At 69.5% G+C, this 25,395-nt stretch carries 20 protein-coding genes and 1 pseudogene; 4 read left to right on the top strand and 17 right to left on the bottom strand.

Going from position 1 to position 25,395, the window contains the following annotated elements; all coding sequences use genetic code 11:
• Positions 1-80 precede the first annotated feature (80 nt).
• The 10 genes and pseudogenes from F9C11_RS16135 to F9C11_RS16090 form a co-directional block, all read right to left on the bottom strand.
• Entirely contained in the window at positions 81-1,196 is a 1,116-nt protein-coding gene (locus tag F9C11_RS16135; RefSeq protein ID WP_409185678.1) for an FAD-dependent oxidoreductase, read from the bottom strand.
• Positions 1,197-3,200: 2,004 nt separating this feature from the next.
• Positions 3,201-6,551 (bottom strand): TM0106 family RecB-like putative nuclease, encoded by a 3,351-nt coding sequence (locus F9C11_RS16130; RefSeq protein WP_409185677.1) that lies wholly within the window; start codon positions 6,549-6,551, stop codon positions 3,201-3,203.
• A gap of 718 nt (positions 6,552-7,269) precedes the next feature.
• Entirely contained in the window at positions 7,270-8,235 is a 966-nt protein-coding gene (locus F9C11_RS16125; RefSeq protein ID WP_409185676.1) for an alpha/beta hydrolase, read from the bottom strand.
• A gap of 242 nt (positions 8,236-8,477) precedes the next feature.
• Positions 8,478-9,688, bottom strand: a pseudogene (locus F9C11_RS16120) (RNA polymerase sigma factor).
• The gene (locus F9C11_RS16115) at positions 9,685-10,008 is read right to left on the bottom strand and encodes a YciI family protein (RefSeq protein WP_409185675.1); all 324 of its coding nucleotides are present in this window, start codon (positions 10,006-10,008) and stop codon (positions 9,685-9,687) included. Before F9C11_RS16115 ends, F9C11_RS16120 begins: the two are co-directional and overlap by 4 nt.
• 24 nt (positions 10,009-10,032) lie before the next feature.
• Positions 10,033-10,653 carry a dihydrofolate reductase family protein gene (locus F9C11_RS16110; RefSeq protein WP_409185674.1) on the bottom strand — a complete coding sequence of 207 codons (621 nt, stop codon included), beginning with the start codon at positions 10,651-10,653 and terminating at the stop codon, positions 10,033-10,035.
• A 131-nt stretch (positions 10,654-10,784) separates the two neighbouring features.
• Positions 10,785-10,994, bottom strand: coding sequence for a hypothetical protein (locus F9C11_RS16105; RefSeq protein ID WP_409185673.1), 210 nt, complete (start codon positions 10,992-10,994; stop codon positions 10,785-10,787).
• Positions 10,991-11,899 (bottom strand): ribonuclease Z, encoded by a 909-nt coding sequence (locus F9C11_RS16100; protein ID WP_409185672.1) that lies wholly within the window; start codon positions 11,897-11,899, stop codon positions 10,991-10,993. The genes F9C11_RS16105 and F9C11_RS16100 overlap by 4 nt, the downstream gene beginning before the upstream one ends.
• Before the next feature lie 110 nt (positions 11,900-12,009).
• Positions 12,010-12,975, bottom strand: coding sequence for an NAD-dependent epimerase/dehydratase family protein (locus F9C11_RS16095; protein WP_409185671.1), 966 nt, complete (start codon positions 12,973-12,975; stop codon positions 12,010-12,012).
• Complete coding sequence (locus tag F9C11_RS16090) at positions 12,972-13,940, bottom strand: ScbA/BarX family gamma-butyrolactone biosynthesis protein (RefSeq protein WP_409185670.1); 969 nt, start codon at positions 13,938-13,940, stop codon at positions 12,972-12,974. Before F9C11_RS16090 ends, F9C11_RS16095 begins: the two co-directional genes overlap by 4 nt.
• Positions 13,941-14,123: 183 nt before the next feature.
• Between F9C11_RS16090 and F9C11_RS16085 the strand changes: the two genes are divergently transcribed.
• A complete protein-coding gene (locus F9C11_RS16085) occupies positions 14,124-14,744 on the top strand; it encodes a ScbR family autoregulator-binding transcription factor (protein ID WP_409185669.1) in 621 nt (206 codons plus the stop codon).
• Between the two features lie 511 nt (positions 14,745-15,255).
• On the opposite strand, the gene F9C11_RS16080 is transcribed toward F9C11_RS16085, so the two are convergent.
• Complete coding sequence (locus F9C11_RS16080; protein ID WP_409185668.1) at positions 15,256-15,873, bottom strand: ScbR family autoregulator-binding transcription factor; 618 nt, start codon at positions 15,871-15,873, stop codon at positions 15,256-15,258.
• A 275-nt stretch (positions 15,874-16,148) separates the two neighbouring features.
• Between F9C11_RS16080 and F9C11_RS16075 the strand changes: the two genes are divergently transcribed.
• Positions 16,149-16,916, top strand: a complete 768-nt coding sequence (locus F9C11_RS16075; RefSeq protein WP_409185667.1) for a BTAD domain-containing putative transcriptional regulator — start codon at positions 16,149-16,151, stop codon at positions 16,914-16,916.
• Positions 16,917-17,229: 313 nt separating this feature from the next.
• Here F9C11_RS16075 and F9C11_RS16070 read toward each other — a convergent pair whose 3' ends face one another.
• The 5 genes from F9C11_RS16070 to F9C11_RS16050 all read right to left on the bottom strand — a co-directional run bounded on the left by F9C11_RS16070 (position 17,230) and on the right by F9C11_RS16050 (position 22,403).
• Positions 17,230-17,802 carry a hypothetical protein gene (locus F9C11_RS16070; protein ID WP_409185666.1) on the bottom strand — a complete coding sequence of 191 codons (573 nt, stop codon included), beginning with the start codon at positions 17,800-17,802 and terminating at the stop codon, positions 17,230-17,232.
• A gap of 78 nt (positions 17,803-17,880) precedes the next feature.
• Positions 17,881-18,753, bottom strand: coding sequence for a nucleotide disphospho-sugar-binding domain-containing protein (locus F9C11_RS16065; RefSeq protein WP_409185665.1), 873 nt, complete (start codon positions 18,751-18,753; stop codon positions 17,881-17,883).
• A 100-nt stretch (positions 18,754-18,853) separates the two neighbouring features.
• A complete protein-coding gene (locus F9C11_RS16060) occupies positions 18,854-21,409 on the bottom strand; it encodes an ABC transporter permease (RefSeq protein ID WP_409185664.1) in 2,556 nt (851 codons plus the stop codon).
• Positions 21,406-22,146, bottom strand: coding sequence for an ABC transporter ATP-binding protein (locus F9C11_RS16055; RefSeq protein ID WP_409185663.1), 741 nt, complete (start codon positions 22,144-22,146; stop codon positions 21,406-21,408). Before F9C11_RS16055 ends, F9C11_RS16060 begins: the two co-directional genes overlap by 4 nt.
• A gap of 26 nt (positions 22,147-22,172) precedes the next feature.
• Positions 22,173-22,403 carry a hypothetical protein gene (locus F9C11_RS16050; protein ID WP_409185662.1) on the bottom strand — a complete coding sequence of 77 codons (231 nt, stop codon included), beginning with the start codon at positions 22,401-22,403 and terminating at the stop codon, positions 22,173-22,175.
• Positions 22,404-22,814: 411 nt separating this feature from the next.
• Between F9C11_RS16050 and F9C11_RS16045 the strand changes: the two genes are divergently transcribed.
• Positions 22,815-23,444, top strand: coding sequence for a ScbR family autoregulator-binding transcription factor (locus tag F9C11_RS16045; RefSeq protein ID WP_409185661.1), 630 nt, complete (start codon positions 22,815-22,817; stop codon positions 23,442-23,444).
• Between the two features lie 179 nt (positions 23,445-23,623).
• Here F9C11_RS16045 and F9C11_RS16040 read toward each other — a convergent pair whose 3' ends face one another.
• On the bottom strand, positions 23,624-24,226 hold the full coding sequence (locus F9C11_RS16040) for a ScbR family autoregulator-binding transcription factor (RefSeq protein WP_409185660.1): 603 nt from the start codon (positions 24,224-24,226) through the stop codon (positions 23,624-23,626).
• Positions 24,227-24,564: 338 nt separating this feature from the next.
• Here F9C11_RS16040 and F9C11_RS16035 point away from each other — a divergent pair, with 338 nt between their 5' ends.
• Positions 24,565-25,275 (top strand): BTAD domain-containing putative transcriptional regulator, encoded by a 711-nt coding sequence (locus F9C11_RS16035; RefSeq protein ID WP_409185659.1) that lies wholly within the window; start codon positions 24,565-24,567, stop codon positions 25,273-25,275.
• Positions 25,276-25,395 lie beyond the last annotated feature (120 nt).

The following is a 25,395-nucleotide window of genomic DNA, read 5'->3' as shown; positions in this document are numbered from 1 at the left end:
GAGAGGAACCGCCCGGCCCGGATCGGCTTGACGGCTCGATCCGGGTACCGCTTAAGTCGTACTCAGGTCCACTATGGACGTCAGGCTCCGAACAGCTCGAGCAACGCCGCCGGCGCGTCCGCGTTGAAGCAGCTCTCGAGACTTTGCGCCGACTCCGAAGCTGATTTCGCGCTGCGCGGGAACAACGCGGCCTCGTACTCGGCGAGCGCGCGTTCGACGTCGCCCGGGTGCCGAGCAAGCGCGAGTCCCAGCTCGGCACCGTCGAGCATGGCGAGGTTCGCGCCCTCTCCGGCGAACGGCGACATCAGGTGCGCGGCATCGCCGAGCAGCGTGACGCCGGGCACCCGCGGCCACGAATGCTCGACGGGGAGCGCGTGGATCAGCCGGGGGGTCAGGTCGCCGTCCGCGTCCGCGACCAGGGCGCGGAGCCGGTCGGACCAGCCGTCGAAGTGGCTCAGCACGGCGGCCTTGGCGGCGGCCCGATCGGTGAAGTCGACGGACGCGGTCCAGCTTTCCGGAACGCGCACGGCGGCGTACACGTGCAGGCTGCCGTCCGGTTCACGATGCGCGAGGAACCCCTTGTCCTCGCCGAGCGCGAAACTCATGCCGCCGCCGAGGAGAGCTGCCGCGTCCGGGTGCCGGGTGTCGGCGTCGAGGAGGTCGACCTCGACGAACGAGATCCCGGTGTACGCCGGTTTTTCCGGCGAAACCAGCGGCCGGATTCGCGACCAGGCGCCGTCGGCTCCGATGAGCACGTCCGTGGTGAGGGACGTGCCGTCGGCGAGCGTGAGCCGATGCCGCCCGCCGGGGAGGGGCTCCGCGGCAATGACCTTCGCGCCCCAGCGGACGGTTCCCTCTGGCAGCGAGCCGAGAAGGAGGTCGCGCAGGACCCCTCGGTCGATCTCTGGCCGCTCGCCGCCGCCGTCGTCCGCTTCGGAGAACAGGAGGGCCGCGGTGCGGTCGTAGACGCGGGCTTCCTGCCCGCCGGGGTGGATCAGGGTCCGGAACTCGTCGTGCAAGCCAGCGGCGCGGAGGGCGACCTGGCCGGAATCCTCGTGGATGTCGAGCATGCCGCCCTGCGCGCGGGCGGACGGGGAGGCGTCGAGGTCCAAGACGGTGGCTTCGAGGCCGTGCACGTGCAGGACGCGGGCGAGGCTGAGACCGCCGAGGCCGGCGCCGACGATGGTGATGGTCATGGGTTTGCTCCGTTTCTTCCGTGGGTGACTTGACCTAGGGTAACGAACATGTTCGTTACGAACAAGTTCGTTGTTGGGTGACATCGCTCGGCACCGTGCTCCTGAGTGGGGCTTTGGCAGGTTGGCGGTCCCGCTCCGAACGCCCAGCGGCACTACCTGACCTGGTTGATTCCTGCGATCACTCGATTGGTGGCGATCCAGATCACCTGATGGGGCCGGAACATTCGAGCGGTCCACGCGTTGTACAGGGTGTCGGTACGGAGGTGCCCCCGGGCCTCACCTTCTGCCTTCCAGGAATACCGGTTCGGCCGGAGCCTGGTCGTGCCACTCGCCGCGAGGCGGCCCCCGTACCGGCGCATAACTACCCGCTCCGCGCGACTGCTCCCCCCAGACGCGGAACGGGATCCGGTGCTCCTGCTCCCGCCGGCCGGTAACCCCCAGCCGGTCCGGACGGAGCGGGAGCACACCCCCGGCCGCGGGAATGTTCTTGGCCCGCAACGAGTTGTACTCGACAGAGTGGTCCCGAACAGCGGCACTTCCGCCGCCGCAGGAACCGTCCTTTTCGATCTGCCGGACAGTCCCGGTGAGACTGTCCGCACCGAACCACCCGGTTTTTTCCCAGCCACCCCGTCCGCTGCGGCATCTCCCCCCAGTGCCCCGCGCGGACGGGGACCCCGCGCCCCCGCTCCGGTTCCCGCAAGCCGGACGCGCGGGGCGCTCAAACCGCCTCGCTCGCCGCGCCACCCCTCCCCCACGGTCGCGCGAGCGAGGACATATACCCGCCCGGCCACCGGCTCCCGACCAGAGCGGCCGGGCGGGTATCCCGCACAGTGATCGCCTTGCTGTGCGGGATTGCTCGCTCTTGCCGAGCTTCCGGCTCAGCCAGCGCAGGTGACCGCGGACTGAACCGATTGCAGCGCAGGCGTATGCGCCCGTCACCGAATGCCGCACCACGACGCAGGCGAGCGCGACGCTCGGCAGCGCTGATCACCAGCCCGCGGCTCCCGCTGAGTGCCGCCATCACGCCGCAGAGCTACGCGCCCTTCGCCAGCGTCCGATGCAACCGATCGCAGCAGGCATACCCGTGCTTCGCCAAACGTCCGGTCCATCCGACCGCCGCACAGGCGTACGCGTCCTTCTCCCGCCACTCGACCGCGGCGCAGGCATAAGCACCCGTCACCGAATGACGCGTCGCGGCACGGGTTTACCCGTCCTTCGCCAGCGACCGACCCAGCCGACCGCAGCACAAGCGCGCACGCCCGTTACCCGGCCGACCACGGCGCACGTATGCGCGCCCGCCACCACAGGCCCCGACGCAGCCGACCACAACGCAGGCACGCACGCCCGTCACCGACGCCCGACCACAGCGCAGGCATGCGTTGCCTGCCGTCAAACGCGGGCCCAGCCGAGCATCGCGCACGCGTGCATGCCATCGCCCGCCGTCCGATCCAGGTGATCACAGCGCAGGCATCCGCGTCCCCGTCGCGGGATCGCACGCGACGCAGGCCCACCCACCTTCGCCAGCATCCGACCCAGCCGACCACAGGCACCCGCGCCTGTCGCCACACGACGCATCGCGACGCGGACTACCCGCCCCTCGCCAGCATCCAACCCAGCCGACCACAACGCAGACACCCACGCCCGTCACCGAATGGCGCATCGCGAGGCAGGCCTACTCGCCCCTCGCCAGCATCCGACCCAGGCGACCACAACGCAGGCGTCCACGCCCGTCACCACACGACGCATCGCGAGGCAGGCCTACCCGCCCTTCACCAGCATCCGACCCAGGCGACCACAGCGCAGGCACCCACACCCGTCACCACACGACGCATCGCGAGGCAGGCCTACCCGCCCTTCACCAGCATCCGACCCAGGCGACCACAGCGCAGGCACCCACGCCCGTCACCAAATGACGCATCGCGAAGCAGGCCCACTCGCCCTTCACCAGCGACCGACCCAGCCGACCACGGCACAGGCGTGCACACCCGTCACCGAACGCCCGGCTCAGCCGATCCACTCGCGAGCGTCACGCAGCAACCCGAGCATCCCGGAGACCAGCCGCATCTGGTCCACCGTTCTGATGTCGGCTTCGAGCAGCCTCGGGGAGCACACCAGGACCGCGACGGACTGTGCGCGTGACAGAGCAACATTCAAGCGGTTGCGCGACAACAAAAAATCGAGGCCTCTCGGCAAGTCTACCGCCGACGAGGACGTCATTGTCGTCACCACAACGGGTGCTTCTTGGCCCTGGAACCGGTCGACGGTGCCGACTCGGACGTCGCCGAAACCGGCGTCGGCCAGGGCACGCGTCACCACACGTGCCTGCAGGTTATACGGGGCCACGACAAGGAAATCGGCGTCCGTGAGCGGCCGGCCTTCCCACGAACGGCCGTGCAGCGACTTGATCACCGAGACCACCTGCTCGGCTTCTTCCACGGAACGCGTCGTGTTCCCGCGATGCTCGACCGAGGCCAGATAGAGACCTGACGGGAAGCCGTCGATCGAACGGTTCGCGGTGGGATGCGAGTGCAGCAAGCCCGCGTACGACAGGTTCGAGACCGGCGCGCAGACTTCGGGGTGCATGCGGCGCGTCAGGTCGAGGAAATAGCCCAGTTCCGGCGGGATGATGTCTGCTTCGCCGATCAGGTGGCCCAGCGCCGACGCCTCCGCTCCGGCCGGGTGCGTGCCCTGCACTACCTGCGGCAGTTGCTGCGGATCTCCCAGCAGCACAAGGTTTTTCGCGCACATCGACACCGCCAGCGCGTCCGCGAGGGCGAACTGGCCGGCTTCGTCGATCACGAGAACGTCGAAGGGCTCCTCGCGCACGGCGGCGTTGGCGAACGTCCAGGCCGTGCCGCCGACAAGGTGACCGGTGTTGTTTTCTTCACGCCAGCGTACCAGCGCCGTGTTGCTTTTCGGCTGTTCCCAAGGCAACGACGGGTCCGGCGTCCGCTTCGCGCGCTTGGCGCAGGCCATCTCCGGCGCGTTCTCCATAGCCGCCGAAAGCACGTTCTCAACCGCTTTGTGGCTGTTCGACGTGACGCCGACGGTCCGGCCCGAACGCACCAGGTGCGCGATGAGTTTCCCTGCCAGGTAAGTCTTTCCGGCTCCCGGCGGGCCTTGGACGGCGAGCACGGAACCGTCCAGCCGGTCGACCGCGGTGATCACGGTCGCGACCAAATCTTCCCCCGGTTCGGGCAAACCGCCGCGCAACCGGGGGATGCGGCGCAGCAGGTCGACGCCGGGGTGTGACGGCAGCGCGGGCAGATTTTCCCCGACCAGCCGGGCGAGATCGGCCACCGCCTCGTCCTTCGGCGACGGGCGGACCGGGCTGCCGGGCAGGACCGCCGCGGGGAGGTCGTTGGACGTCCGGTCCGGCGCGCTGCTCTCCTCCAGGGTCACTTCGACCGCCGTCGTGGACACGACTTTCGCGTCGCGAGCTTCGGCGCCGTAACGCAATCGCACGTCGTCACCAGGCGCGAACGGGTGCGGCCGGTCCGGATCGCACCTCACGGTCAGCGAGCGTTTCGCGGTGCGCAACCGGCCGGACGGCGGCACCCATTCGCCCGCAGTCACCGATACCGGGACCGCGCAGGTCGTGTCGACTTCAAGGTCGCTGAGCGGCGCGGCCAGCTGGCGGAAGAACTCCCACCACGCCGGGTTCGTCTCGCGGCGGTGGTAGCCGACCGACGCGGCGAGCAGCGCGCGGGCGTGGTCGTCGGGGGTGAAATCCGCGGGGTCTTCGGGGAGGCCGTCCAGGAGCGGGTCGACCAGCGCTGCCATCGCGGCGGCGCGCTCGGCTCGGCGCTGGGCGGCTTCCTCTTCTTCGGTGCGGCGGAGCAGAGCGTCCACTTCGGACTCTTGCTCCGGCTCAGCCAGTTCGATTCCGGCTTCGGCGCGCACGCGGTGCAGGAATTCGTGCAGGCGCATGGTGGAGACGCAGTCGTACTCATTGTAGTCCGCGATGCCACGCAGCACTTCGTCGGCCTGCTCGGTGTCTCCCGCGGCGGAGAGCGTCAGGTAATCCTCGTACGCCTCGATGCTCGACGCCGCCGTTTTTACCTCGCCAGCGCGGGCTTCCGGCATGTACAGTGGTTCTAAATACTTGATCGAATACGACCGCTGTCCTACTCGCAAAGCCTTGCGTACCACGGCATACAGGTCGATCATCGCGCCGCTGCGCAGCAACTCGTCCACGGCTTCCTCCCGCGTGCCGTGGATCGCGGCGAGCCGCTTGATCGCCGTGACCTCGTACGGCGCGTAGTGGTAGACGTGCGCGTCGGGGTGTTCCGCGAGTCGTGCGGTGGCGAAGTCGATGAACTCCTCGAACGCTCGTTTCTCCTGCGCGCGCGAGTGTGCCCAGAACGGGGTGAAGCGCTCGTCCGGAGTGACCGCGCCGAAGAGGTACTCTAGGCCGGTGCCGGCCAACGCGTACGGGTCGCCTTCCATGTCGAAGAAGACGTCGCCGGGGCTGGCCTCGGGCAGTTCGGCGAGCGCGTCCGGGGCGATGATTTCGTAGGCCAGCTCACCGGTTTCGTCCTGCCGGACCTGGATCGCGGCCTGCGCGCGCAACGAGGCGAACGTGCCCTCGGACATGTCGCGCGGACGGTCGGCGGGCTCGGCGGCGGCGAGCGCGTCGATGGTGCCGAGCCCGGCGGTCACCAGCTTGCGCCGCTGCTCGCTGCGCATCCCGGCGACCAGCGACAGGTCGCGGTCAGCCTCGCGCGCGGACGAACAGTGGTCGGCGAACGCGCATCCGGTGCACGCCGGACGTTCGTCGGCCCAGATGCGGTCGGGCAGCTGCGGAGGACGGTCCTGCAGCCGGTCGCGGAGCCGGTCCACGAGCGGGAGGAAGTCGTCGACGCGGAGGCTGCGCGTGCTGCCGTCGCCCAGAAGCAGGTGCATCTCCGGCCCGGCGGGCCAGCCGGCGCGGCGCAGAGCGTCGGCGTACGCGGTGAGCTGCACGACCGCGGACGGCTTCGCGTGCCGGGCGAGTTTCGTGTCGTAGACCTCGTAGCGGCCTTGGTCGTCGCGCAGGAGGAAATCGGCGCGGCCGGAGAACTCGCCGTCGTGGAACACCGCCTGGTAGATCACCGGCGCGCCCGCACGCAACGCTTCCTCGGTCGCCTTCGCCGCGACGACCGGATCGTGCTCCTCGATCTCGACGACCTGCGTCCGCTCGTTGCGCAACCGCCCGAGCGTGGCCACCTCGTGCGCCCGGCCGTGCTTCACCGCCAGCCGATCGGGTGCGGAAGTGGGCCGCGGCGCGCCGGGTATCCCCGCCGCCAGCGCCTGCTTGAGGATGCTCCGGTGCTCGCATTCGAGCAGGTCAGCGAGATCAGACGGCGTGTACATCGCCCGGCAGTCTGTCACGCCTCCGGGCGGGCTCCGGCCAACCGGGCGCCGACACGCCGCCCGGAATTGTCGGTGGTGGGTGGGATGATCTTGGGGTGGCTAGGAGCGGGTGTGATTGGAGGTGAGTGCTGGGGTTTTGGGATGACGGTGAGCTGGTCGTGCTGGTGGTTGGAGGTTGTGTTGGGGTGAGGAGGTTCTGGTTTGGAGGCTGTGCTGAGTAGTGCTCGGTGACCTGTGGGCTGGTGGGGTTGGCGGTGACGTCGGTCAGGCACGCACCTCGACGGGAGGTCGTCGGACACACCGGCCCATAGCGGCTGCCGAGCACGTTTCGCGAGGAACGCGCCACCCCGACGAGCTGGCCAGGGCGCGCGCCGGTCCGCTACGGGCGTGCTCGGGCGAGCACCCGCTCAAGCCACGACTCGCGAGAAACGCGCCACCCAAGCGGACAAGCCAGGACGGCACACCGTCCCGCTACCGCCGTGCTCGGGCGAGCAGCCGCTCAAGCCACGGCTCGCAAGAAAACGCACCACTCCAGCGAACAAGCCAGGACGGCACGCCGGTCCGGAAGAATTCGTCCTCGGCAACGCCCGGATGTGGGCCGCGAATCTGGCCCCGTGGATCGACAGTATCGCCGCCGCGACCGCCCGCCCGGTCGACGAGACCACGCTGGAGCCGGTCGCCCTCGCCAGCTACCGCTACAGCCACCAGGTCACCGCTGCTACCGCCGTGCTCGGGCAAAGAGCCGCTCAAGCCACGACTCGCGAGCCGCGACGCACGCCGCACCCGCTGAGGAGTCTGGGGCGAGGTCGTAGAAGCCGTGGAAGGCACCGCTCCAGACGTGGAGTTCTGCGTTGCCTCCGGCGGCCCAGATGGCGCTCGCGAAGGCTACGTCCTCGTCTCGGAAGACCTCTGCCTCGCCGACGTCGATGAAAGTTGGCGGTAGGCCGCTCAGGTCGGTTGCGCGTGCGGCAGCTGCGTAGGGCGAGACGGCGGCCGTTCCCTGGCGGGTGCCGAGGACTGCTGTCCATGCGGTCAGGTTGCTAGTCCGGTCCCAGACGCCGGTGCCGTCGTACTGGCGCGACGACACCGTTTCGTTGCGGTCGTCGATCATCGGGCATTGGAGCAGTAGGCCGAGCAGTGCCGGGCCGCCGCGGTCGCGGGTCAGCAGGGCCGTTCCGGCGGCTAGGCCTCCTCCGCCGCTGCCGCCGAACATCAGCAGGCGGGTGGGGTCGAATTGCAGCGCGTCCGCGTTGGCGGCCGTCCAGCGCAGGCCTGCGTAGCAGTCCTCTACCGGTACTGGGTCCGGATGCTCCGGTGCCAACCGGTATTCCACGGTGACGGCGACCGCGTCGTATTTGAACACCCATTCGATCAGTGGGGCTGCCGCGGCGAACCGGTCTCCCATCACCATTCCGCCGCCGTGGAGGTGGTAGATGCCGGGGCCGGGCGTCTCGTGGTCTACGCGCGACAGAACGGTGACCTCGATCTGCGCTCCGTCGTAACCGGGGATCGTGTGGTGGGCGCAGCGGACCGGGCGGTCGCCGATTTGTTCTTCGATACTGGGGAAAGGGAGGCTTCGGTAGTACGGCAGCTGGTCCGCGGTCATGCCGACCGGGGCGCGGCCGTCGAGTGTCGGCAGCACTGCGGCGAGTTCTGGATCGTAGGGGGGACGTGGCAGTTCCATGGGTGCTCCTGAGCATCATCGGTCCCTTCGCTGCCAGCGCACAGTGGAGCGCACGCCAAAAGCGCGAAAAAGGGAATTCGGTGGGAGAGAGTCATGGCCGAGGGCACGCGTCGGCGGTGGCCGCCGAGAACCCGGCGGCTAGTCTCTGTCCACCTCGATGAGCATGTCTCGAGAGTACCCCACAGCTCAGGCTTCGGCGACCGAAAACCCGGTACGGCAAGGACTTTGCGTCCGCTGGCGGGCTACCGCAGTTCGTCGCGTCGGCGAGACAGCGCGGCGGTCTCCGCGGTGTTGCCCGCCAGCTCGATCGCCCGGTCGTAAGCCGCGCGTGCCTCCGAATCTCGGTCCAGTCGGCGCAGCAGGTCGGCGCGAGTGGCGTGGTATGGGTGATATCGGCCAACCGGTCCGCAAGCTGGTCGACCACGGCCAGCGCTGCCTCGGGGCCGTCGAGTTCGGCGAGCGCGATGGCGCGGTTCAGCACGACGATCGGCGACGGGTCGACGAGCTGGTCGTACAGGGCCAGAATCTGCGACCAGTCGGTCTCGCGCATGTCCCGCGCGGACGTGTGCACGGCGTTGATCGCGGCCAGAATCTGGTACCGGCCCGGAGCCACCCCGGCGGCGAGGCGTTCGCGGACCAGGCGGTGGCCTTCGGCGATCAGCGCCGGGGTCCACAAAGCACGGTCCTGTTCGTCCAGAGCGACTAGTTCACCGGCAGCGGATACGCGGGCGGGGCGGCGGGCTTCGGTGAGGAGCATCAGGGCCAGCAGGCCGGTCACCTCGCCATTGTCGGGCAGCAGGGCGCGGATCAGGCGGGTCAGCCGGATGGCTTCGGCGGTCAGGTCCTGGCGCACCGGATCGGTGTCCGGGCCAGTGGCGAGGTAGCCCTCGTTGAAGGCCAGAAAAAGGACGGTGAGGACGCCGGACACGCGGGTCGGCAGGTCTTCGGCGTCAGGCACGCGGTACGGGATGCGGGCGGCCTTGATTTTGGCTTTCGCGCGCGTGATCCGTTGCCCCATCGTGCTTTCCGAGACCAGGAAGGCCCGCGCGATCTCCGGCACGGTCAGGCCGCCGACCATGCGCAGCGTCAACGCGACCCGGGCCTCCTCCGCGAGCGCCGGGTGGCAGCAGGTGAAGATCAGCCGGAGGCGGTCGTCGTCGATGTGGTGGGGAGGGTCGGCGTCGTACACCGGCTGGGCCTCCCGTTGTTTGTCGTCGCGCTTGTTTTCGCGGCGGATCCGGTCGATCGCTTTGCGGGTGGCGGTGGTGGTCAGCCAGGCGCCGGGGTTGGGCGGCACGCCGTCGGAAGGCCAGCGTTCGACGGCCGTCGCGAACGATTCGGCGGCGGCTTCTTCGGCGATGTCCAGGTCGCCGAAGCGTTTGGCCAAGCTGGCGACCACCCGGGCCCACTCTTCGCGGTGGACCCGGGTGATCGCCTCGCGGACGTCGCTCACTGGAACGGCCGGACCTCGACCTTGCGGTTGCACGCCTTCGACCCTTCGGCGGCGAGTTTGAGCGCCACGTCGAGGTCCGACGCCTCGATGACCCAGAATCCGGCCAGGTATTCCTTGGACTCCAGGAACGGGCCGTCGGTGACCATCGCCGCCCCGCCCCGGTTGTCGATGACGGTCGCGGTTTCCGGCGCGGCCAGGCCTCCGGCGAAGACCCAGTGGTTTTCGGTCTGGAGCCGCTCGTTGAAGACGTCGATCGCGGCGTCCTCCTCCGGCGTGGAGTGCGTGGGCTGGTCGTGGACCACGGAAATCAGGTACTGCATCCGAGTCTCCCGTCGTTGTCGAGGTCAGCGGCCCGCGTACTGCGGACGTCCGGCCGGGTGCCAGACCTGGGTGGTCACGCCGTTGGCGTCCACTCGAGACTCAACCAGATCCAGTGCCAGATCCGGGCCGTTCTCCGGGAAAAGCCGCTTGCCCTGTCCGACGATCACCGGGATCACGAGGAAAATCATCTCGTCTACCAGGCCCTGTTCCAGCAGCCACTGGACCAGGGTGCCGCTGCCGTGCACCTGCAGTTCGCCGCCCGGTTCGGCCTTGAGGTCCGCGACGGCGGCCGCCAAGTCGCCGGACAGGACGCTGGTGCCGGACCACTTCGGCTCGGTGAGCGACGCCGAGGCCACGTACTTCGGCCGGTCGTTCAGCGCCCGCAGGATGCGCTCCCGGCCGGGGGCGTCCTCGGCGCGCATCGTTCCCCACGAGGCCGCGAACAGGTCGTACGTGCGACGGCCGAACAGGAAAGCGTCGGCGCGCTGGTAGGTCTCGTTGATGAACTCCAGCGTGTCGTGGTCGCCCTTGCCCAGCGCCCAGCCGCCGCGTTCGAATCCGTTCCGGCGGTCCTCTTCCGACGCGCCGCCGTTGCCCTGGACGACTCCGTCGATGGTCAACTGGGTCACGGTGGTGAGCTTCATGGTCGCGGTTCCTTCGCTTCGGTGTCGCCCCTTTCGGGCGGCTTCACCACTGCTACGAACGCCGGAGACCCGATCCGACAGCGCGGCCGAAAAATTTCTGGGGAGTCGTCAACCTCGTGCATTCAGCCAGGTCACGGCGGTGCGGACGAAGCCAGCTCCGCCCAGCCCAGGCCGTTGGCATATCTGCGCGGCCGGTGAAGAACGGCTTCGAGGTCCGGTGAGATCTCAACCTCGCGCAGCGCGGACAGCAGCGGACCGAACGCGACTGGATCGCCAACGCCTTCCGGCAGCCCCTCGCCGTCGACCCACGAAACCGGAACATCCCGGGCGCAGCTCCTCACCGGCGCGGAGGCAGCGGCACCACGTCCAGGTCGCGGGCCACGTGGATCTCCCCGTCGAATACCTTCGCCGCCTCGTCGCGGAACCTGTCCGCCTCCTCGTACGGATAACGCTGCGAGAAGTGCGTCAGCAGCAGCTCCCGGGCACCCGACTCGGCGGCTAGCCGACCGGCGTCGGTGCTGGTCAGGTGGCCGTAGCGGTAGGCCAGGTCGGCGTCGTTGGCGCGGAAGGTCGATTCGGCGATCAGCAGGTCCGCCTCGCGCGCGCAGGCGAACGCGCCCGCGCACAGGCGCGTGTCCATCACGAACGCGACCACCTGGCCCCGGCGCGGCACGCTTACCTCCTCCAGCCGGACCACCCCGTGCGGGGTCTCCAATACGCCCCCGGCCTGGAGTTTTCGGATTGCAGGGCCTTGGACGCCCGCGGCGGCGAGTGCGTCCGGCAGCATCCGGATTCCGTCCGGTTCGGCGTAGCGGTAGCCGTAGCAGTCGATGCGGTGTTCCAGCGGGTATGCCGACAGCGCGCCGCCCAGCGGGCCCGGTGCGGAGATCGGCAGCGGGACCAGCTCGGCGCGTTCGTGGAACGACGTCGAGTGCCGCAGCCGGTCGAAGTACTCCTGGCCGGACGCCGGGTAGTGGCAGCGCACCGGATGCGCGACGGCGTCCAGGGAAAGCCGCTGGATGATGCCGGCGAGGCCGAGGCTGTGGTCGCCGTGGAAGTGGGTCACGCACAGGTGCGTGAGTTCGCTCGCCGTCGCGCCGGCGTACATCATCTGCCGCTGAGTGCCCTCGCCCGGATCGAAGAGGACGCCGTCGGTGTCGAAGCGCAGCAGGTAGCCGTTGTGGTTGCGGTGCCGGGTCGGCGTCTGGCTCGCCGAGCCCAGCACGACCAGCTCGCGTCGGGACATGACGATCATCTTCGCGCCGCGCCCGCCGCTCTCGCCACCGAAATGAACTCCGCGGAGAGAGCGGCGATCGCCGGATGAATTCGTACGGTCACTTTACGTGAATTCGATCTTCAGTCCATATCGGAAATCGCCAGCGTTTCCCGATACCAGTTCCGGGATTGGGCCAACCGGACGCGCAGGCCCGGTCCCGGGGACACTCCGGTGACCTTCCAGACCTTGTCGCTGGCATACCAGTGGTCCCGGGTGAGCAGCGACCATTGGTGCTCGCTGAGCCACGGCGTGCGCGCCCGGTGTTCGTCCAGCGGCAGGTCCGCACGAGGAACCGGCAGGTCGAGCAGGCCGCAGACGGCTTCGAGCAGCTCGCGCATCCGCACCGGTTCCGGATCGGCCACGTGGAACACCTCGCCGGGTTCGCCCAGCGCCGGGTCCAGCGCGAAAGCACTGAGCACGGCGGCGAGATCCCACGAGGACACCACTGATGTCCGCGCCGTGCCGCCGTCGGCCCACGCCGGCACCGCCCGCAGCCATTTCGCCAGCGCCGGGACCACGTGCCGGTCGCCGTCGCCGTACACCAGATGCGGCCGCAGGACGATCCCGCCCGCGGCGCGGACCTGCTGCTCCCCGGCCAGCCTGGTGCGGCTGGTGGCCGAAGCGGGCCCGAGGTCGAGCGTGTCCTCGGGCGCGCCTCGGTGCTCGCCGTCGCGGTAGACCGCGCAGGTGCTGAGGTGCACGATGCGGCGCGTGCCCGCGCGGTGCGCCTCCGCGAGAAGCCGGGCCGTGCCGCGCTCGTTGACCTCGGCGCATTCCTCTTCGGTGCCGCCGATCCGGGACGCGGCGTGCACGAGCGTCGTGACGCCCGTGCACGCCCCGGCCAGTCCGGCGGCGTCGGTGAGGTCGCCTCGGTGGATCCGCGCGCCGGATCGCGTGATCCACTCCGGCACCGCACCGCGCGCCAGCACCCGCACGGCGGCGCCGCGGGCGAGCAACGCCCGCAGCACCTCCGAGCCGATGAACCCGGTCGCTCCGGTGACGAGGATTTCCCCCGCCGGGCTGTCCGCTCCCAGGCCGGCAGTCACGACCTGCGCATCGCCAGGATTCCGGTGGCGGCGGCGCGGCCCTTCTGCTCCAGGACCACCCGCACCACGCGGCATCCGTCCGGGTCGGCTTCGAGTTCCTCCGCCACCAGCAGGCATTCGGAGTCGAACTCGACGTAGGCGGAGAACTCGAAATCCGAACGCAACGGCAGCGCGTGCGGATCGCCGAGCGTCAGCAGCGCCGCCTGCCGCGCGCCCTCGAGCAGCACCATGCCCGGAACGTGGTCCACCGAGTGGTCGAACAGCGCCGGGTGGTCCGGGTCGAACTGCAGCGACCAGACGCCCGGGGCCGCGGTGTCCGCCACCAGCACGTCCTCCGGGCGGTCCCGGCCGACGAGCACCGGTTCCACCGTGGGCAGCGCGCGGGCCTGGAACGGCGTCGCCGCGAAGTGGTCGCCGCGCAGCCGGCGGTAGACCGCCGGGGACACGCAACGCCAGGTCTCCGAAGCGGTGCCGACCAGTTCGTCGTCGCGGAAGCAGCCGAACTCCGTCCGCATGCCGACGAGATTCTTGCCGCGGAACACCGGGTCGTGCGTGCTCGCCCGCAGCACCACGTCGATCGGCCGACCTGCGGTGACCAGCCCTTCGGGGGTGATAGAGCTGGTCTTGCCGTCGGAGATGAAGGCGTTGCCGAGCGAAACGCCGTAGGCGCGGTGCGCGATCAGCAGCGACGCCTGGCGGGTGGTTTCCGCGTACAGCAAGGGGTCGTGCGACCCCGGGGTGCGCGGGCCGAAGAAGCCGTGCCGGCGCGGCCACTGCGCGCCGACTTCGAACTGGCCCTCGCCCACGATGTTGAGATCGGTGACGAAAACCTCCGAGACGGCCGCGCGGTGCACGAGATTGCGCGGGATCGTCTGCTGGAAGTCGACCGGGCGTCCGCCCGGCGAACTTTCGCCATCGGTGATGAAGGTGCTTTTGACAGACTCCTCTAACAATGTACCGACCATGTCGGTCCTCCCAGAAAAAAAGAACTTCCCCAGTACCCCCACTACATTTTTAGCGGAAACGGGCAGACAAAACCATACCTACCTACCGGTTTTTTTCTCTGGCTCCGGGGGCCGGGAGGGAGGTAGACTGCCGTGCCACCGCGGCCGGTCCGGGCCCGCGGCTTCCCGAAAGGAGTGTGCGCAGTGGCTCGCCAGGAACGCGCGGAGCAGACCCGCAAGGCCATCCTCGACGCGGCCGCGTCCAGGTTCGACGCGGTCGGCTTTCTCGGTGCGAGCCTGTCGGACATCCTCGCCGAGGCGGGGGTGACGAAGGGCGCGCTGTACTTCCACTTCAAGTCGAAGGAAGAGCTGGCGGACGCGTTGATCCGCGACCAGTTCAGCGTGTGGGACCCGCTGGCCGACATCGAGAACCCGGGGCTGCAGACCGCCATCGACCTCACCCAGAACATGGGGCACAGCCTGCGCACCGACGTGCGCGTGCGCGCCGGCATCCGGCTGGTCATCGAGCAGGGCTCGTTCGTCACCCCGGCCGCGAACGCCTACAAGCAGTGGATCGACACCGTGCACGGCCTGCTGCTCGCCGCGAAAGCCGCCGGCGACGTGCGGAAAGACGTCAACGCGCACGATCTGGCGCAGTACGTGGTCGCGTCGTTCACCGGGAGCCAGCTCAGCTCGCAGGTGCTGACCGGGCGGACGGACCTGCACGAGCGGATCACGTTCATGTGGCAGACGATCCTGAACGCGGTGGTCCCGCCGAGGCGGCTGCACAAGTTCGATCCGGCGGGGACTCCTCCTGCGGAGTGAGATCGGGGGCACTTGGGGAACCGGGCGGTCGGTTTGCTTTCGGTGGGTTGCGGAGTTGGGCGGGGTTCCGGGTTCGTGGGGGTTGCGTCCGGTCGGCCCGCTTGGCCTCGTCGGTTTGCGACGCGGGGATTCTCGACTCCCGGCAGCGCTGCTGCTCAGGTGGCCGTCGCCTCGGCATTTGGCGAAAGCCGGTCGCGAAGCACCCGCCGCAGCCGGACGGCCGGTTCGCTTGGGCGGGTTGCGGATGTGGTGCGGTGCCCCGGGTTCCGTTGGCTCCGGGTTCGCGGGTCTCGCAGGCGGTCGGCCTAGCCGGTCGCGGCGCGGGGATTCTCGAACCCGGCAGCGCTGCCGCTCAGGTGCGCCGCCTCGGCAGTTGGCGAAAGCCGGTCGTGAAGCACCCGCCACAGCTGATGCCGGGCTTGCGCGGCACCCCGGATTCCGAACGCTCCAGGCCCGCGGCCGGTCGGCCCCACCGGTCGCGGTGAATCCCTCAACCCGGCAGCGCCGCCGGTCAGGTGCCCGTTGCCTCGGCGGCGGGCGAATCCGCTGGTTGCGAGGCCTCGATCACTCGCCACAGTTCGGAAAGGGTGCTCGCCAGGTCGGTGTCAGCCGGGATTGTGCCGCTCGCTGCGGCTGATTCCAGGCCTACGCAGGTCACCACGACCAGCAGCGCCGCCATGTCCGGACGGACGTGCGGGCTCAGCTCCCCCTCGCTGTGCGCCGCGGCGATGTGGGCGCGTACTTGGCCCAGCCATGCGCGGACGAACGCTACGAATCGCGGGTCGTTCGAGCCCATTTCGCGGGCCAGTCGGAAGCTCGCGCCGACCTTGGCGTCCTCGGCCAGCCAGCCCATCAGCGCCCGGCTCAAGTCGGCCAGTCTGCGCAGGTGCGGGCGGCGTCCGCGCGCTCGTGCGACATGCCGGTGCAGGACCGCGACCGCCGCCGACTGCACCTCGTCGCAGACCTCGTCCTTCGACGAGAAGTGGAAGTACAAGCCGCCCTTGGTCACGCCCGCCTCGCGGGCGATGTCCACCATGCTCGTGGCCGCGTAGCCGTCGCGGTGCAACAGCGCCGCCGCGGCGTCCAGCAGCAGGTGCCTGGTCAGCTCCGCGCGGGCCTGTTTAGCCACCGTCTTCCCCATCGTCTCGCGCCGGGAACGGCACGGCGTGCGCTCCGGCCGCCTCATCATGACATACCGACCGCCCGGTTTACCAGCATTCCGGGGTCCCCACCTGGGATACCGCAGGTCGGTGAAGATCGAAACAAACCAACCTACCGGTTTTACCTTGAAAACCGACCTCCCGGTTTGCTATGGTCCCATGGTGGACCCGGCTCGGACCGGCAGGCAGCGGCGCTGGGGGCGCCGCCGGGCGGGTCCGGCGCGAGAGACACCGGAGGGCAGTCATGCTGAACTACGAAATCCTCGGACAGATCAGAGTGAGCGGCCAGCCCGGCGTCTGCGCCCCGCGGGCCCGCAAGATCGAGACCCTGCTGGCCGTGCTGCTGGCGAAGAACAACCAGGTCGTGACCGCCGAGCACCTGATCGGCGAGATCTGGGGCGAGCATCCGCCGGCGCGGGCCAGCGCGGCACTGTATGTGTACGTGTCGCAGCTGCGGAAACTGCTGCGCGGCACGAGCAAGGATGCGGAAGAGAGCCCGGTGGTCACCAGTCCGCGGGGGTATTCGCTGCATGTCGGGATCGACGAGCTTGACGCTGACCGGTTCACCCGGCTTTACGAGCAGGGGCGGGCCCTGCATTGGGACCGTTGCTACGGGCAGGCCGCGAAGGTGCTGCGGGAGGCTACGGGTCTGTGGCGGGGGGCGGCTTTCGGCGGGTTCACCGACTCGCCGGATGTGCAGGCTTATGCCACGTTGCTGGAGGAGAGCCGGCTCGGGTGCCTCGAGTTGCTGATGGAGACCGAACTGCTGATCGGGCGGCATCGGGAAGTCGTCGGGCAGCTGTCCGCGCTGGCCAAGGAGCATACGCTCCGGGAGACGTTCACCGAGTATTTGATGACTGCGCTGGCTCGGTCGAATCGGCGGGCGGAGGCGTTGGAGACGTTCGCTTCGGCGCGGCAGAATTTGGTGCGGCAGCTGGGGATCGAGCCGGGGAGTTCGTTGCGGAAGCTGCATCACAGCATTCTTGCCGGAGAGATGTCGGACGTCGGGTGAGGGTTTGCGGTGGGGGCGGCCCGGTCTTCCTTTTTTGGGGGCCGGGTCGGGGTTTGTTCGGCTCGTCGCCTGGCGGCGACATTGCGGCCGGGGCGCCCCACCACCCCGAAGCCCGAGTGTGCTGACGGTTCGGGGGTGCTTGTCAAGGCGGGAAAGATGCCTTGACAAGCACCCCCGAACCGCAGGGAGGCTTCGTATCGGGGTTGGGGGGCGGTGTGGGTGGCTCGATCCTGGGTGCAGCGGTGCGGTTGTGAAAGTCGTGAGGGGAACCCTGGGCGAATCTGATTCGCCCAGGGTTCCTCTCACGGCACCCCTAGCTGCGGTAGACCGAGACTACGAAACCGCCGCAGGTTACTGGTTCTCCGTACCAGCCGCCCCATCTGCTGTCCAATGCCAGGCCTGCCAGTTCTGCCATCAGGTCCAGTTCCGCGGGCCATACGTAGCGGAGCGGCAGTGCGGTGTCGGCCAGGTGCACGATTTGCCGGACGTCGTCTACCGTGCGTACGCGGGCGTCTGCGGTCCAGCACGCCGGGTCCGGGTGCCGGCCCTGGACTACCAGGGCGCCGCCGGGGCGTAACAGGCGGCTGTAGCGGCCGATCGCGCGCAGCTGGTCTCGTTGGTCCGGCAGGCGGGACAGCACGTCCGCGCCCAGGTATCCGGCGTCGAAACGCGGGCCTGGTTCCAGGTGGACCTCGTAGCCTTCGCCGGCCAATGCGTCCGCTACTGGGCCGCCGCCGGGGACCAGGACTCGGCCGGCGCCTCGGGAGCGGGATACGCGGTCGGTTACTTCCGAGAGGAACGCGACCGCGCCCGCGGGGTCCTCCGCCAGCGGGGCCAGCCACGCGGCCACGGGATCGACCGGCTTTTCCATCACCCGGGTCGGCATTGCGCCACCTCACTTCACGCAGTGGTCCTCGCTACTCCACCGAGAGTGCCCGAGCGGTCTAAAGCCGACCTAGCGGGATCAGGGGGTCCAAGCGAGGGTGGCGACGACCTCGCGAGGAGCTGGCAATGCGGCCACCTCCGCGCGCAACGCTTCCGCACCGGCGCGGAGTGTTTCGTTCGTCAGCTGGGAGATCCCTTCCACCGAACCCGAGAGCCCGGCGCCGGCGGCGGTGACGCGAGTGCCGAAGGCGGACTCGGTCAGCGACAGTTGCGGCAATCCGTACGTCACCGCGGCTAGCGCCAGGGACTCGTCCCCGTCGTGGACTACCGCCACGCAGGTCGGCAGCACGGCGGCCGGAGGGGCGGCGTCGACGAGGCGCACCGTTTGCGGCACGGCGAGCCCGGCGGGCACCCCGGCGGCACAGACGAACTCCACAGTGGACAGTGCGCTGAAGACTCGTTCATACCAAGATGGATCGTTCAACGACAAAAAGATGCGCGGGCGGCATGCCTTGCGGCGCAGCCAACTCGGCACCTCGGCGGGGCCGAAGTACGGTATGTGCCGGAGCGGCCGTCCGGGAGAGTCGCGCAATGAAGGCGGCACGACATCGAGCGTGTGGTCGGCAGCGGTGTCCGGCTCGTCGAGAGGTCCCAGCACGCGCACCGCTTTCGCCTCCACCGCGCGGGCGGCGGTGATTCCAGCTGGCGCGTTCGACACGACCACCGCGGGACGCCACAGGCGCGCGAACTCGATCAGCGCGGTGGATTCGGTCAGTTCCGCGTCGCCGTCCTCCAGTTCGACCGCGACGCAGCCGGTGCGGAGGACGTTCTTGACCAAACCGGAGCGTCCGGCGATTTTCACGTCGTGTCCGGCGGTCCGCAATGCCCAGGCCAGCGGCACCAGGGCGTGCAGGCGGGCCGTCGAGGACGGGGCGGCCAGGAGTACGCGCATGGGATCACTCCAGATACGGCGGAAACCGGGCCGGCCCGGTGCGGACAGTCCCGGCGAGACTATCCACTCCGGACCGGCCCGGCGTACCCCGGGAAAACCGTTACTGGCCGGGCATTTTCACCGCTTCGATGGCATTGCGGCGCATCGCCAGCCGGGCCGAGAGCGCGGTCGCCGGCCACACGATCAGGAAGATCGCGACCACCACGGCGAGGAACACCCAGACCGGTCCGGACGGGATGATCTCACCGGTGGTCAGCGCCATCGGGAGCACGGTGAAGAGCGAGATCACGATGCCGAGCACGAGTCCGGTCACCGCCACGATCCCGCCTTCCACGAACAGCATCCGCCGCACCTGCCCGCGGTCCGCGCCGGCGAGCCGTTGCGCGCCGAACTCGCGACGGCGGGCCAGCACGGCCACCGAGAGCGTGTTCACCGCGGCGATCGCGGCATAGGCGATGGCGAGCACGGCCAGCAGGTAGTTGATCAACGCCTCGACGTCGGCGCTCGCCTGGAAGCTCGCGGCGAGCGTGCTGTCGTCGCCGACCGTGGCCCCGGGCCAGTTCTTCGCCCGGTCGGACAGCGCCGACATGATCGCGCTGGCGTCACCGCCCCGCACGAGCACCTGCGACGCCAGTCCGCTGGTGGTGTGCGCGGCCAGAAGTTCCGCGGGCAGCACCATGCTCGCGTAGCTGGACGGGCTGTCCAGCAGCGCGACCACGGTCACCGGGACCTGCGCTCCGTCACCGAGCCGCATTTTGAGCTGCGAACCGACCTTGACCTCGAGTTTCTCGGCCACCGAAACGGGCAGCGCCACGGAATTCCCGCGCAACGCGGTGAGCGAACCTTCGGTGACCTCAGTGGTGAGCACCGTGCCGCCTTGGTCCTGCGCGGCGACGCCCAGCAGCCGCAACGGGTCGCTTCCGTTGCCGTCGTAGGGTTCTTCGACCCAGCCGGAGCTGGTGACGAGCGGCGACGAGGTCGAAACCCCTGGCGTGCTGCGGATCTGCGCGAGCTGGTCCGGCGAGAACCCGCCCGCGGCCGAGGTGACCACCGCGTCCGCCCGCAACTGCCCGGCGTAAGCGCTGACCTGTGCTTTCTGCGCGGTGGTCTCGGAATACACGTTGCCGAGCGCGACCGCGCTGGCGAGCGTGATCGGCGTGAGCACCGCGGCGAACGCGACCGCCCGCGCCCGGGTGTTGATGACCGCGAGCGTGGCGTCGCGGCCGGCGACCCGGCGCACGAACGGACCGAACCGGTCCACCACCCAGGCGATGATCTCCGGGCCGAGCAGCGCGACGGCGATCGCGCCGGTCAGCAATGCCGGACCGCCGATCGCGGCCGCGCTGTCGGCGGGCATGAAAACCGTGGTCGCGGCGAGCAGCACGGTCGCCGCACCGCAGATCAGCGCGCCCATCCGGCGCACCGCGTTGACCTTGACGTCCGGGATCGCCGCTTCGGCCAGCGCCTGAACGGGCCGGGCGCGCGCGGCGGCCAGCGCGGCGAACCACGCGGCACCGAAGGTGATGGCGAACGTGACGACGATTCCCGCCGCGAACGCGATGATGTCCTGGGTGAAGGCGAGTTCGTCCGGCACGATGCCGAGCGAGCCGCTGGTGGTGAAAATCCAGTTCCCGAGCAGGCTGCCGAGGAACGCCCCGCACACCGCGGCGAGCGCGCCGACCGCCATCGTCTCCATGACGACCATGCGGTGCACCTGTTTCGGCGTCGCCCCGGTCGCCCGCAGCAGCGCGAGTTCCTGCTGCCGCTGCCGGACGGTGAGGCTGATCGTCGCGGAAACCACCAGCGCCATCACGACCAGCACCATGCCGCCGAACACCGCGGCGAGCAGGATCAGCGGCAGCTGGCTTCCGTTCACGCCAAGGAATTCGGCCGAACCGCGGTCGTCGCCGGTCAGCACGGTGAGCGCCGGAACCTGCGCCGAGATCTTGCCCGCCAGCTCCGTCGCGTCGACTCCGTCGGCCGGGAACACGCCGACGAGCCCGACGGTGCCCGGATGCGGGTTGAACCGCTGTGCGTCCGCGACGGAGAAGAAGAACGCGGGCGACTTCACGGTCTGCGCGGGCTGTGCGACACCGGAAACCTGGAACGACTGCCGCTGTCCGTTCACCGCCAAGTCGACCGCCGAACCCGCGTGCACGCCGGCCGCGGAGGCGGTGGTCGCGTCGAGGACGACCTGGCCCGGCGTGTTCGGGGCCGTGCCCTCGGTGAGCTTGTATCCGCCCAGCGAAGCCGAATCCCAGCCGTGTCCGGAAAGGACCGCCGCACCGGACTCGGCCGGCGCGCCGTCGCGCAGCAGGACGGTCGCGAACGAGACGTCCGGCACTGCCTGCCCGACGCCCTGCACCGCGGAGATCTTCGCGACCTGGTCCTCCGGCAGCAGTGCCCGCTCGGCGTACGGAACGACCTGGGATTCCTCGTCCGGCAGCTTGAACCCGGCGGATCCGCCGACCACGAGCGGAGCCGCGGACAGCCGCTGCGGGGCCGCCTTCAGCACGATCGCCGTCTCGAACAGCCCGGCACACGCGATCAGCAGACCGCAGCCGATGAAGATCGCGACGAACGACGCGAGCGACGCCGCCGCGCGGTACCGGAGGCTCGACAGCGCGAGCGCGAGCACCACTCGCCGCGATTTCACCGCTGCCTCCTCGCTTGCTCGCCGAGGTGCGCCAGAGTGCTCGCCACCGCGTCGACGCTGGGCGAGGCCATCTGCGTGACGATCCGGCCGTCGACCAGGAACAGCACGTTGTCCGCGTGGGACGCCGCGACCGGGTCGTGGGTGACCATCACGATGGTCTGGCCCGCGTTGACCAGCTCGCGCATCAGACCGAGCACCTCGAGCGCGGTGGTGGTGTCGAGCGCGCCGGTGGGCTCGTCGGCGAACACCACGGCCGGACGGGCGGCGAGCGCGCGGGCGATCGCGACGCGCTGCTGCTGCCCGCCGGAGAGTTCGCCGGGCCGGTGCTTCACGCGCTTGGCCAGCCCGACGCGCGCGATCACCTGGTCCACCCACGCCTTGTCCGGCGCGCGGCCGGCCAGCAGCGTGGGCAGCGTGACGTTCTGTTCCACGTTCAGCGCCGGCATCAGGTTGAACGACTGGAAAATGAACGCGACGTGCTCGCGGCGCAGTTCGGTGAGCTGCGTTTCGTTCTTGCCCTTGAGGTCGGTCCCGACGAGGGAGACCGTGCCCGAGGTCGGCGTGTCCAGCCCGGCCGCGCAGTGCAGCAGCGTGCTCTTGCCGGAACCGGACGGGCCCATCACCGCGGTGAAAGTGCCTGCCGGGAAGGCGACGGAAACGCCGGCGAGCGCTTCGACGGCGCTCTCGCCGCGGCCGTAGGTCTTGCGCACCGCGTCCAGCCGGACGGGCGTTGCCACGGAAGCAGTAGTGGTGGGCACGTCGTTCACTCCGATCCGTTGCCGGAACCGCGGCGGTCGAGCGACCACCACACCCCGAGCACGATGACGCCTCCGCCCAGCGTCCACAGCCAGAAGGGCCATTTGAACGACAGGCTGATGAGGCACATCAGCAGCCAGATCACGAACTGGACGCCGAGGACGGCGGCCCAGGCGATCGTGACGACGAGGCGAGCGGATCCGCTCTTCGAGCGGGTCTTCCCGGTGCTCTCCGACATGAGGCCCCCCAATACGGCTTCGGCGGAGTCGGACTTAATTGTGTAAGGCTTGAACAGTTTAGCGGACCGCCGAAGATCAGGGAACCCCAGCCCTGCGTACGGGGATATTCGGAAGATGCTGGCCGGCGGACATGCCGAGCCGATCAGTGTAAGACTTGCACAGTTTAGCGAAAGACCCGCCGAGGCGGAAGATGCCGATCGAATCCCGGATTCCGACCGTCCATTGTGGACACCGCAGGCCGCGCGGCACTGGTCCCCGCCGTCGTCCCAGCCCCACCGTACCCCTAGAATCATACCAACCGAGCGGTTTTTAGTGGCTTTCCCGGCCGCCGGGCCGTAGACTGATTCTCTGCGCGGAGTACTGCCGACTGGTCCGCAGGGGACCGATCCGCCCAAGCGAGAGGGGCCGCCGTGGCTCGCCAAGAGCGTGCGGAGCAAACGCGGAACGCGATCCTCGAGGCGGCCGCCTCACGGTTCGACGCCGTCGGCTTCCTCGGCGCGAGCCTGTCGGAGATACTGGCCGAAGCGGGCGTCACGAAGGGTGCTCTGTACTTCCACTTCAAGTCGAAGGAAGACCTGGCCGACGCGCTGATCGACGAGCAGTTCACGGTATGGGACCCGCTCGCGGCGACCGAAAGCCCGGGACTGCAGACGGTCATCGACCTGACCCAGGGGATGGCGGCGAGCCTGCAGTCCGACGTGCGGGTCCGGGCGAGCATCCGGCTGGTCGTCGAGCAGGGTTCGTTCATCGCGCCGGCGGGCACCGCGTACAAGCGGTGGATCGACACGATCCACGGCTGCCTGCTCGCCGCGAAGGCGGCGGGCGACCTGCGCAAGGAAGTCAACGCGTACGACCTCGCGGTGTACGTGCAGGCGTCGTTCACCGGAATCCAGCTGAGTTCCCAGGTGCTGACGGGCCGCGCGGACCTGCTCGAGCGCACGACGTTCATGTGGAACACGATCTTGAGTTCGGTGGTCCCGCCGCGGCGGGCGCACCGGTTCGCTCCGGAAGGGACGACGCGGGCGGCCGCCGCGGTCTGAGCTTTCGGGAAGGGCAGCTCGGCCGCGGTGCCCAGCAACGCGTCCTAGGCGATCAGCAGCAAGATCGAGGACACTCCGAAGCGACGCGCAGCCCGGTCCAGGAAGTGTTCCGGCACAACAAGAAGCAGCTGCCTCAGGCGGCTGTCCCGGCGTATCCGCTTTTCTTGCCGCGCAAGCGCTCAGGTCCGCGCCGACACCGGGCGGAAGGACAGTTCCAGCGACCGCCACAGCGTGCTCAGCGTGTCCGCCAAGTCGCTTTCCGGCACCACGATCCGGCTCGACACCGCCGACTCCAGACCCGCGCACGTCGCCGCCAGCAGCAGCTCCGCGGTCTCGACCGGCACGTCCGCGCCGAGTTCGCCGCTGGCCGCCGCTTCCGCCACGCACTGGCGGACCTGCGCCAGCCATGCCCGGGAAAACGCCGTGAACCGCTCGTTCGCCGAACCCATCTCGCGCGCCATGCGGAAGCTCGCGCCCACCTTCGGGTCGTGGTCCAGCCAGCACATCAGCGCCTCGCCCAACTCGGCCAGCCGCCGCAACGCCGGACGGGAAACCGGCTGACAGCGAACGTGCTCGCGCAACACCGCTGTCGCCGCGCCCTGGACCTCGTCGCAGATTTCGTCCTTCGAGCAGAAGTGGAAGTACAGGCCGCCCTTCGTGACTCCCGCCGCTTCGGCGATGCCCACCATGCTGGTGGCCGCGTATCCGTCCCGGCGCAGCAGCCTGGCCGCCGCCTCCAGCGCCAGGCGCCGCGTGTGTTCCGAGCGCGCCTGTTTGGCCACCGCCGGTCCCTCCGCTCGAGTCGTCCGGCGCAGGCGACTCTGCGCACGCGATCATGATTACATACCAACCGCCCGGTTTTCAAGCGAAGAAACCCGCAGACTCGGTCCTCGACAACGGAAACGTCGCCCACACGCGGGACAAACAGACCGACCTCCCGGTTTTGTCTTGAAAACCGGCGGGTCGGTTCAGTACGCTGTTCCGAGCAGGACCGGGCAGTGGGGCGCTGGAGAACACTGGGGGCGCCGGGCCGGGCAGATCCGATCGACGCGGACACCGGAAGGCACGGGAAATGGACTACGGGATACTGGGGCAGCTCAGAGTGGAAGGGCGGCCCGGCGTGAGCGCTCCGCGGGCACGCAAGATCGAGACGCTCCTGGCCGTGCTGCTGGTCAAGCGCAACCAGGTGGCGACCACCGAGCACCTGATCGGAGAACTCTGGGGAGAGCGTCCGCCGGCCCGCGCGAGCGCCGCGCTGTACGTCTACGTCTCGCAGCTGCGGAAACTGCTGCGCGGCACGGGTTCCGCCGACAGTCCCGTCGTCACCAGCCCGCGCGGCTACTCGCTGCGCGTGGCCGACGGCGAACTCGACGCCGACCGCTTCACCCTCCTCTACGAGCGAGGCCGTTCCCGGCACCGGGACCGCGACTACGAACCGGCCGCGGCCGTCCTGCGCGAGGCCGCGAATCTGTGGCGCGGCGCGGCGTTCGGCGGCTTCACCGACTCCCCCGACGTCCAGGCGTACGCCGCGCTGCTGGAGGAAACCCGGCTGGAGTGCCTGGAACTGCTGATGGAGACCGAGCTGCTGATCGGGCGGCACCGCGAGGTCGTCGGCCAGCTGTCCGCGCTGGCGAAGGAACACACGCTGCGCGAGACGTTCTACGAGTACCTGATGACCGCTTTGCTGCGCTCGAACCGGCGCGCGGAAGCCCTCGAGACCTTCGCTTCCGCCCGGCAGAACCTGGTTCAGCAGCTGGGCATCGAGCCCGGCAGTTCGCTGCGGAAGCTGCACCACAGCATCCTCGTCGGCGAGTTGTCGGACGCGGTCTGACCCGGCCCGCGTCCGGCTCCAGCGGCCCGGTCTTCCGCCACCAGCGGGGACCGGGCCGTTTCTCGCGCGCGAAAAGGCGGCCCGTGCTCGGGGGCACGGGCCGCCTTCGCCACCGCGGGG

Source organism: Amycolatopsis sp. VS8301801F10 (genome assembly GCF_046195355.1).
GTDB lineage: Bacteria > Actinomycetota > Actinomycetes > Mycobacteriales > Pseudonocardiaceae > Amycolatopsis.
This window is presented reverse-complemented; position numbering and strand designations above follow the sequence as displayed.

Coding starts and splice junctions, on each gene's coding strand:
- F9C11_RS16135 (WP_409185678.1), bottom strand. CDS start 1,196: ATGACCATCACCATCGTCGGCGCCGGCCTCGGCGGTCTCAGCCTCGCC.
- F9C11_RS16115 (WP_409185675.1), bottom strand. CDS start 10,008: ATGCAGTACCTGATTTCCGTGGTCCACGACCAGCCCACGCACTCCACG.
- F9C11_RS16070 (WP_409185666.1), bottom strand. CDS start 17,802: ATGCCGACCCGGGTGATGGAAAAGCCGGTCGATCCCGTGGCCGCGTGG.
- F9C11_RS16110 (WP_409185674.1), bottom strand. CDS start 10,653: ATGAAGCTCACCACCGTGACCCAGTTGACCATCGACGGAGTCGTCCAG.
- F9C11_RS16125 (WP_409185676.1), bottom strand. CDS start 8,235: ATGGAACTGCCACGTCCCCCCTACGATCCAGAACTCGCCGCAGTGCTG.
- F9C11_RS16050 (WP_409185662.1), bottom strand. CDS start 22,403: ATGTCGGAGAGCACCGGGAAGACCCGCTCGAAGAGCGGATCCGCTCGC.
- F9C11_RS16090 (WP_409185670.1), bottom strand. CDS start 13,940: ATGGTCGGTACATTGTTAGAGGAGTCTGTCAAAAGCACCTTCATCACC.
- F9C11_RS16075 (WP_409185667.1), top strand. CDS start 16,149: ATGCTGAACTACGAAATCCTCGGACAGATCAGAGTGAGCGGCCAGCCC.
- F9C11_RS16130 (WP_409185677.1), bottom strand. CDS start 6,551: ATGTACACGCCGTCTGATCTCGCTGACCTGCTCGAATGCGAGCACCGG.
- F9C11_RS16100 (WP_409185672.1), bottom strand. CDS start 11,899: ATGTCCCGACGCGAGCTGGTCGTGCTGGGCTCGGCGAGCCAGACGCCG.
- F9C11_RS16065 (WP_409185665.1), bottom strand. CDS start 18,753: ATGCGCGTACTCCTGGCCGCCCCGTCCTCGACGGCCCGCCTGCACGCC.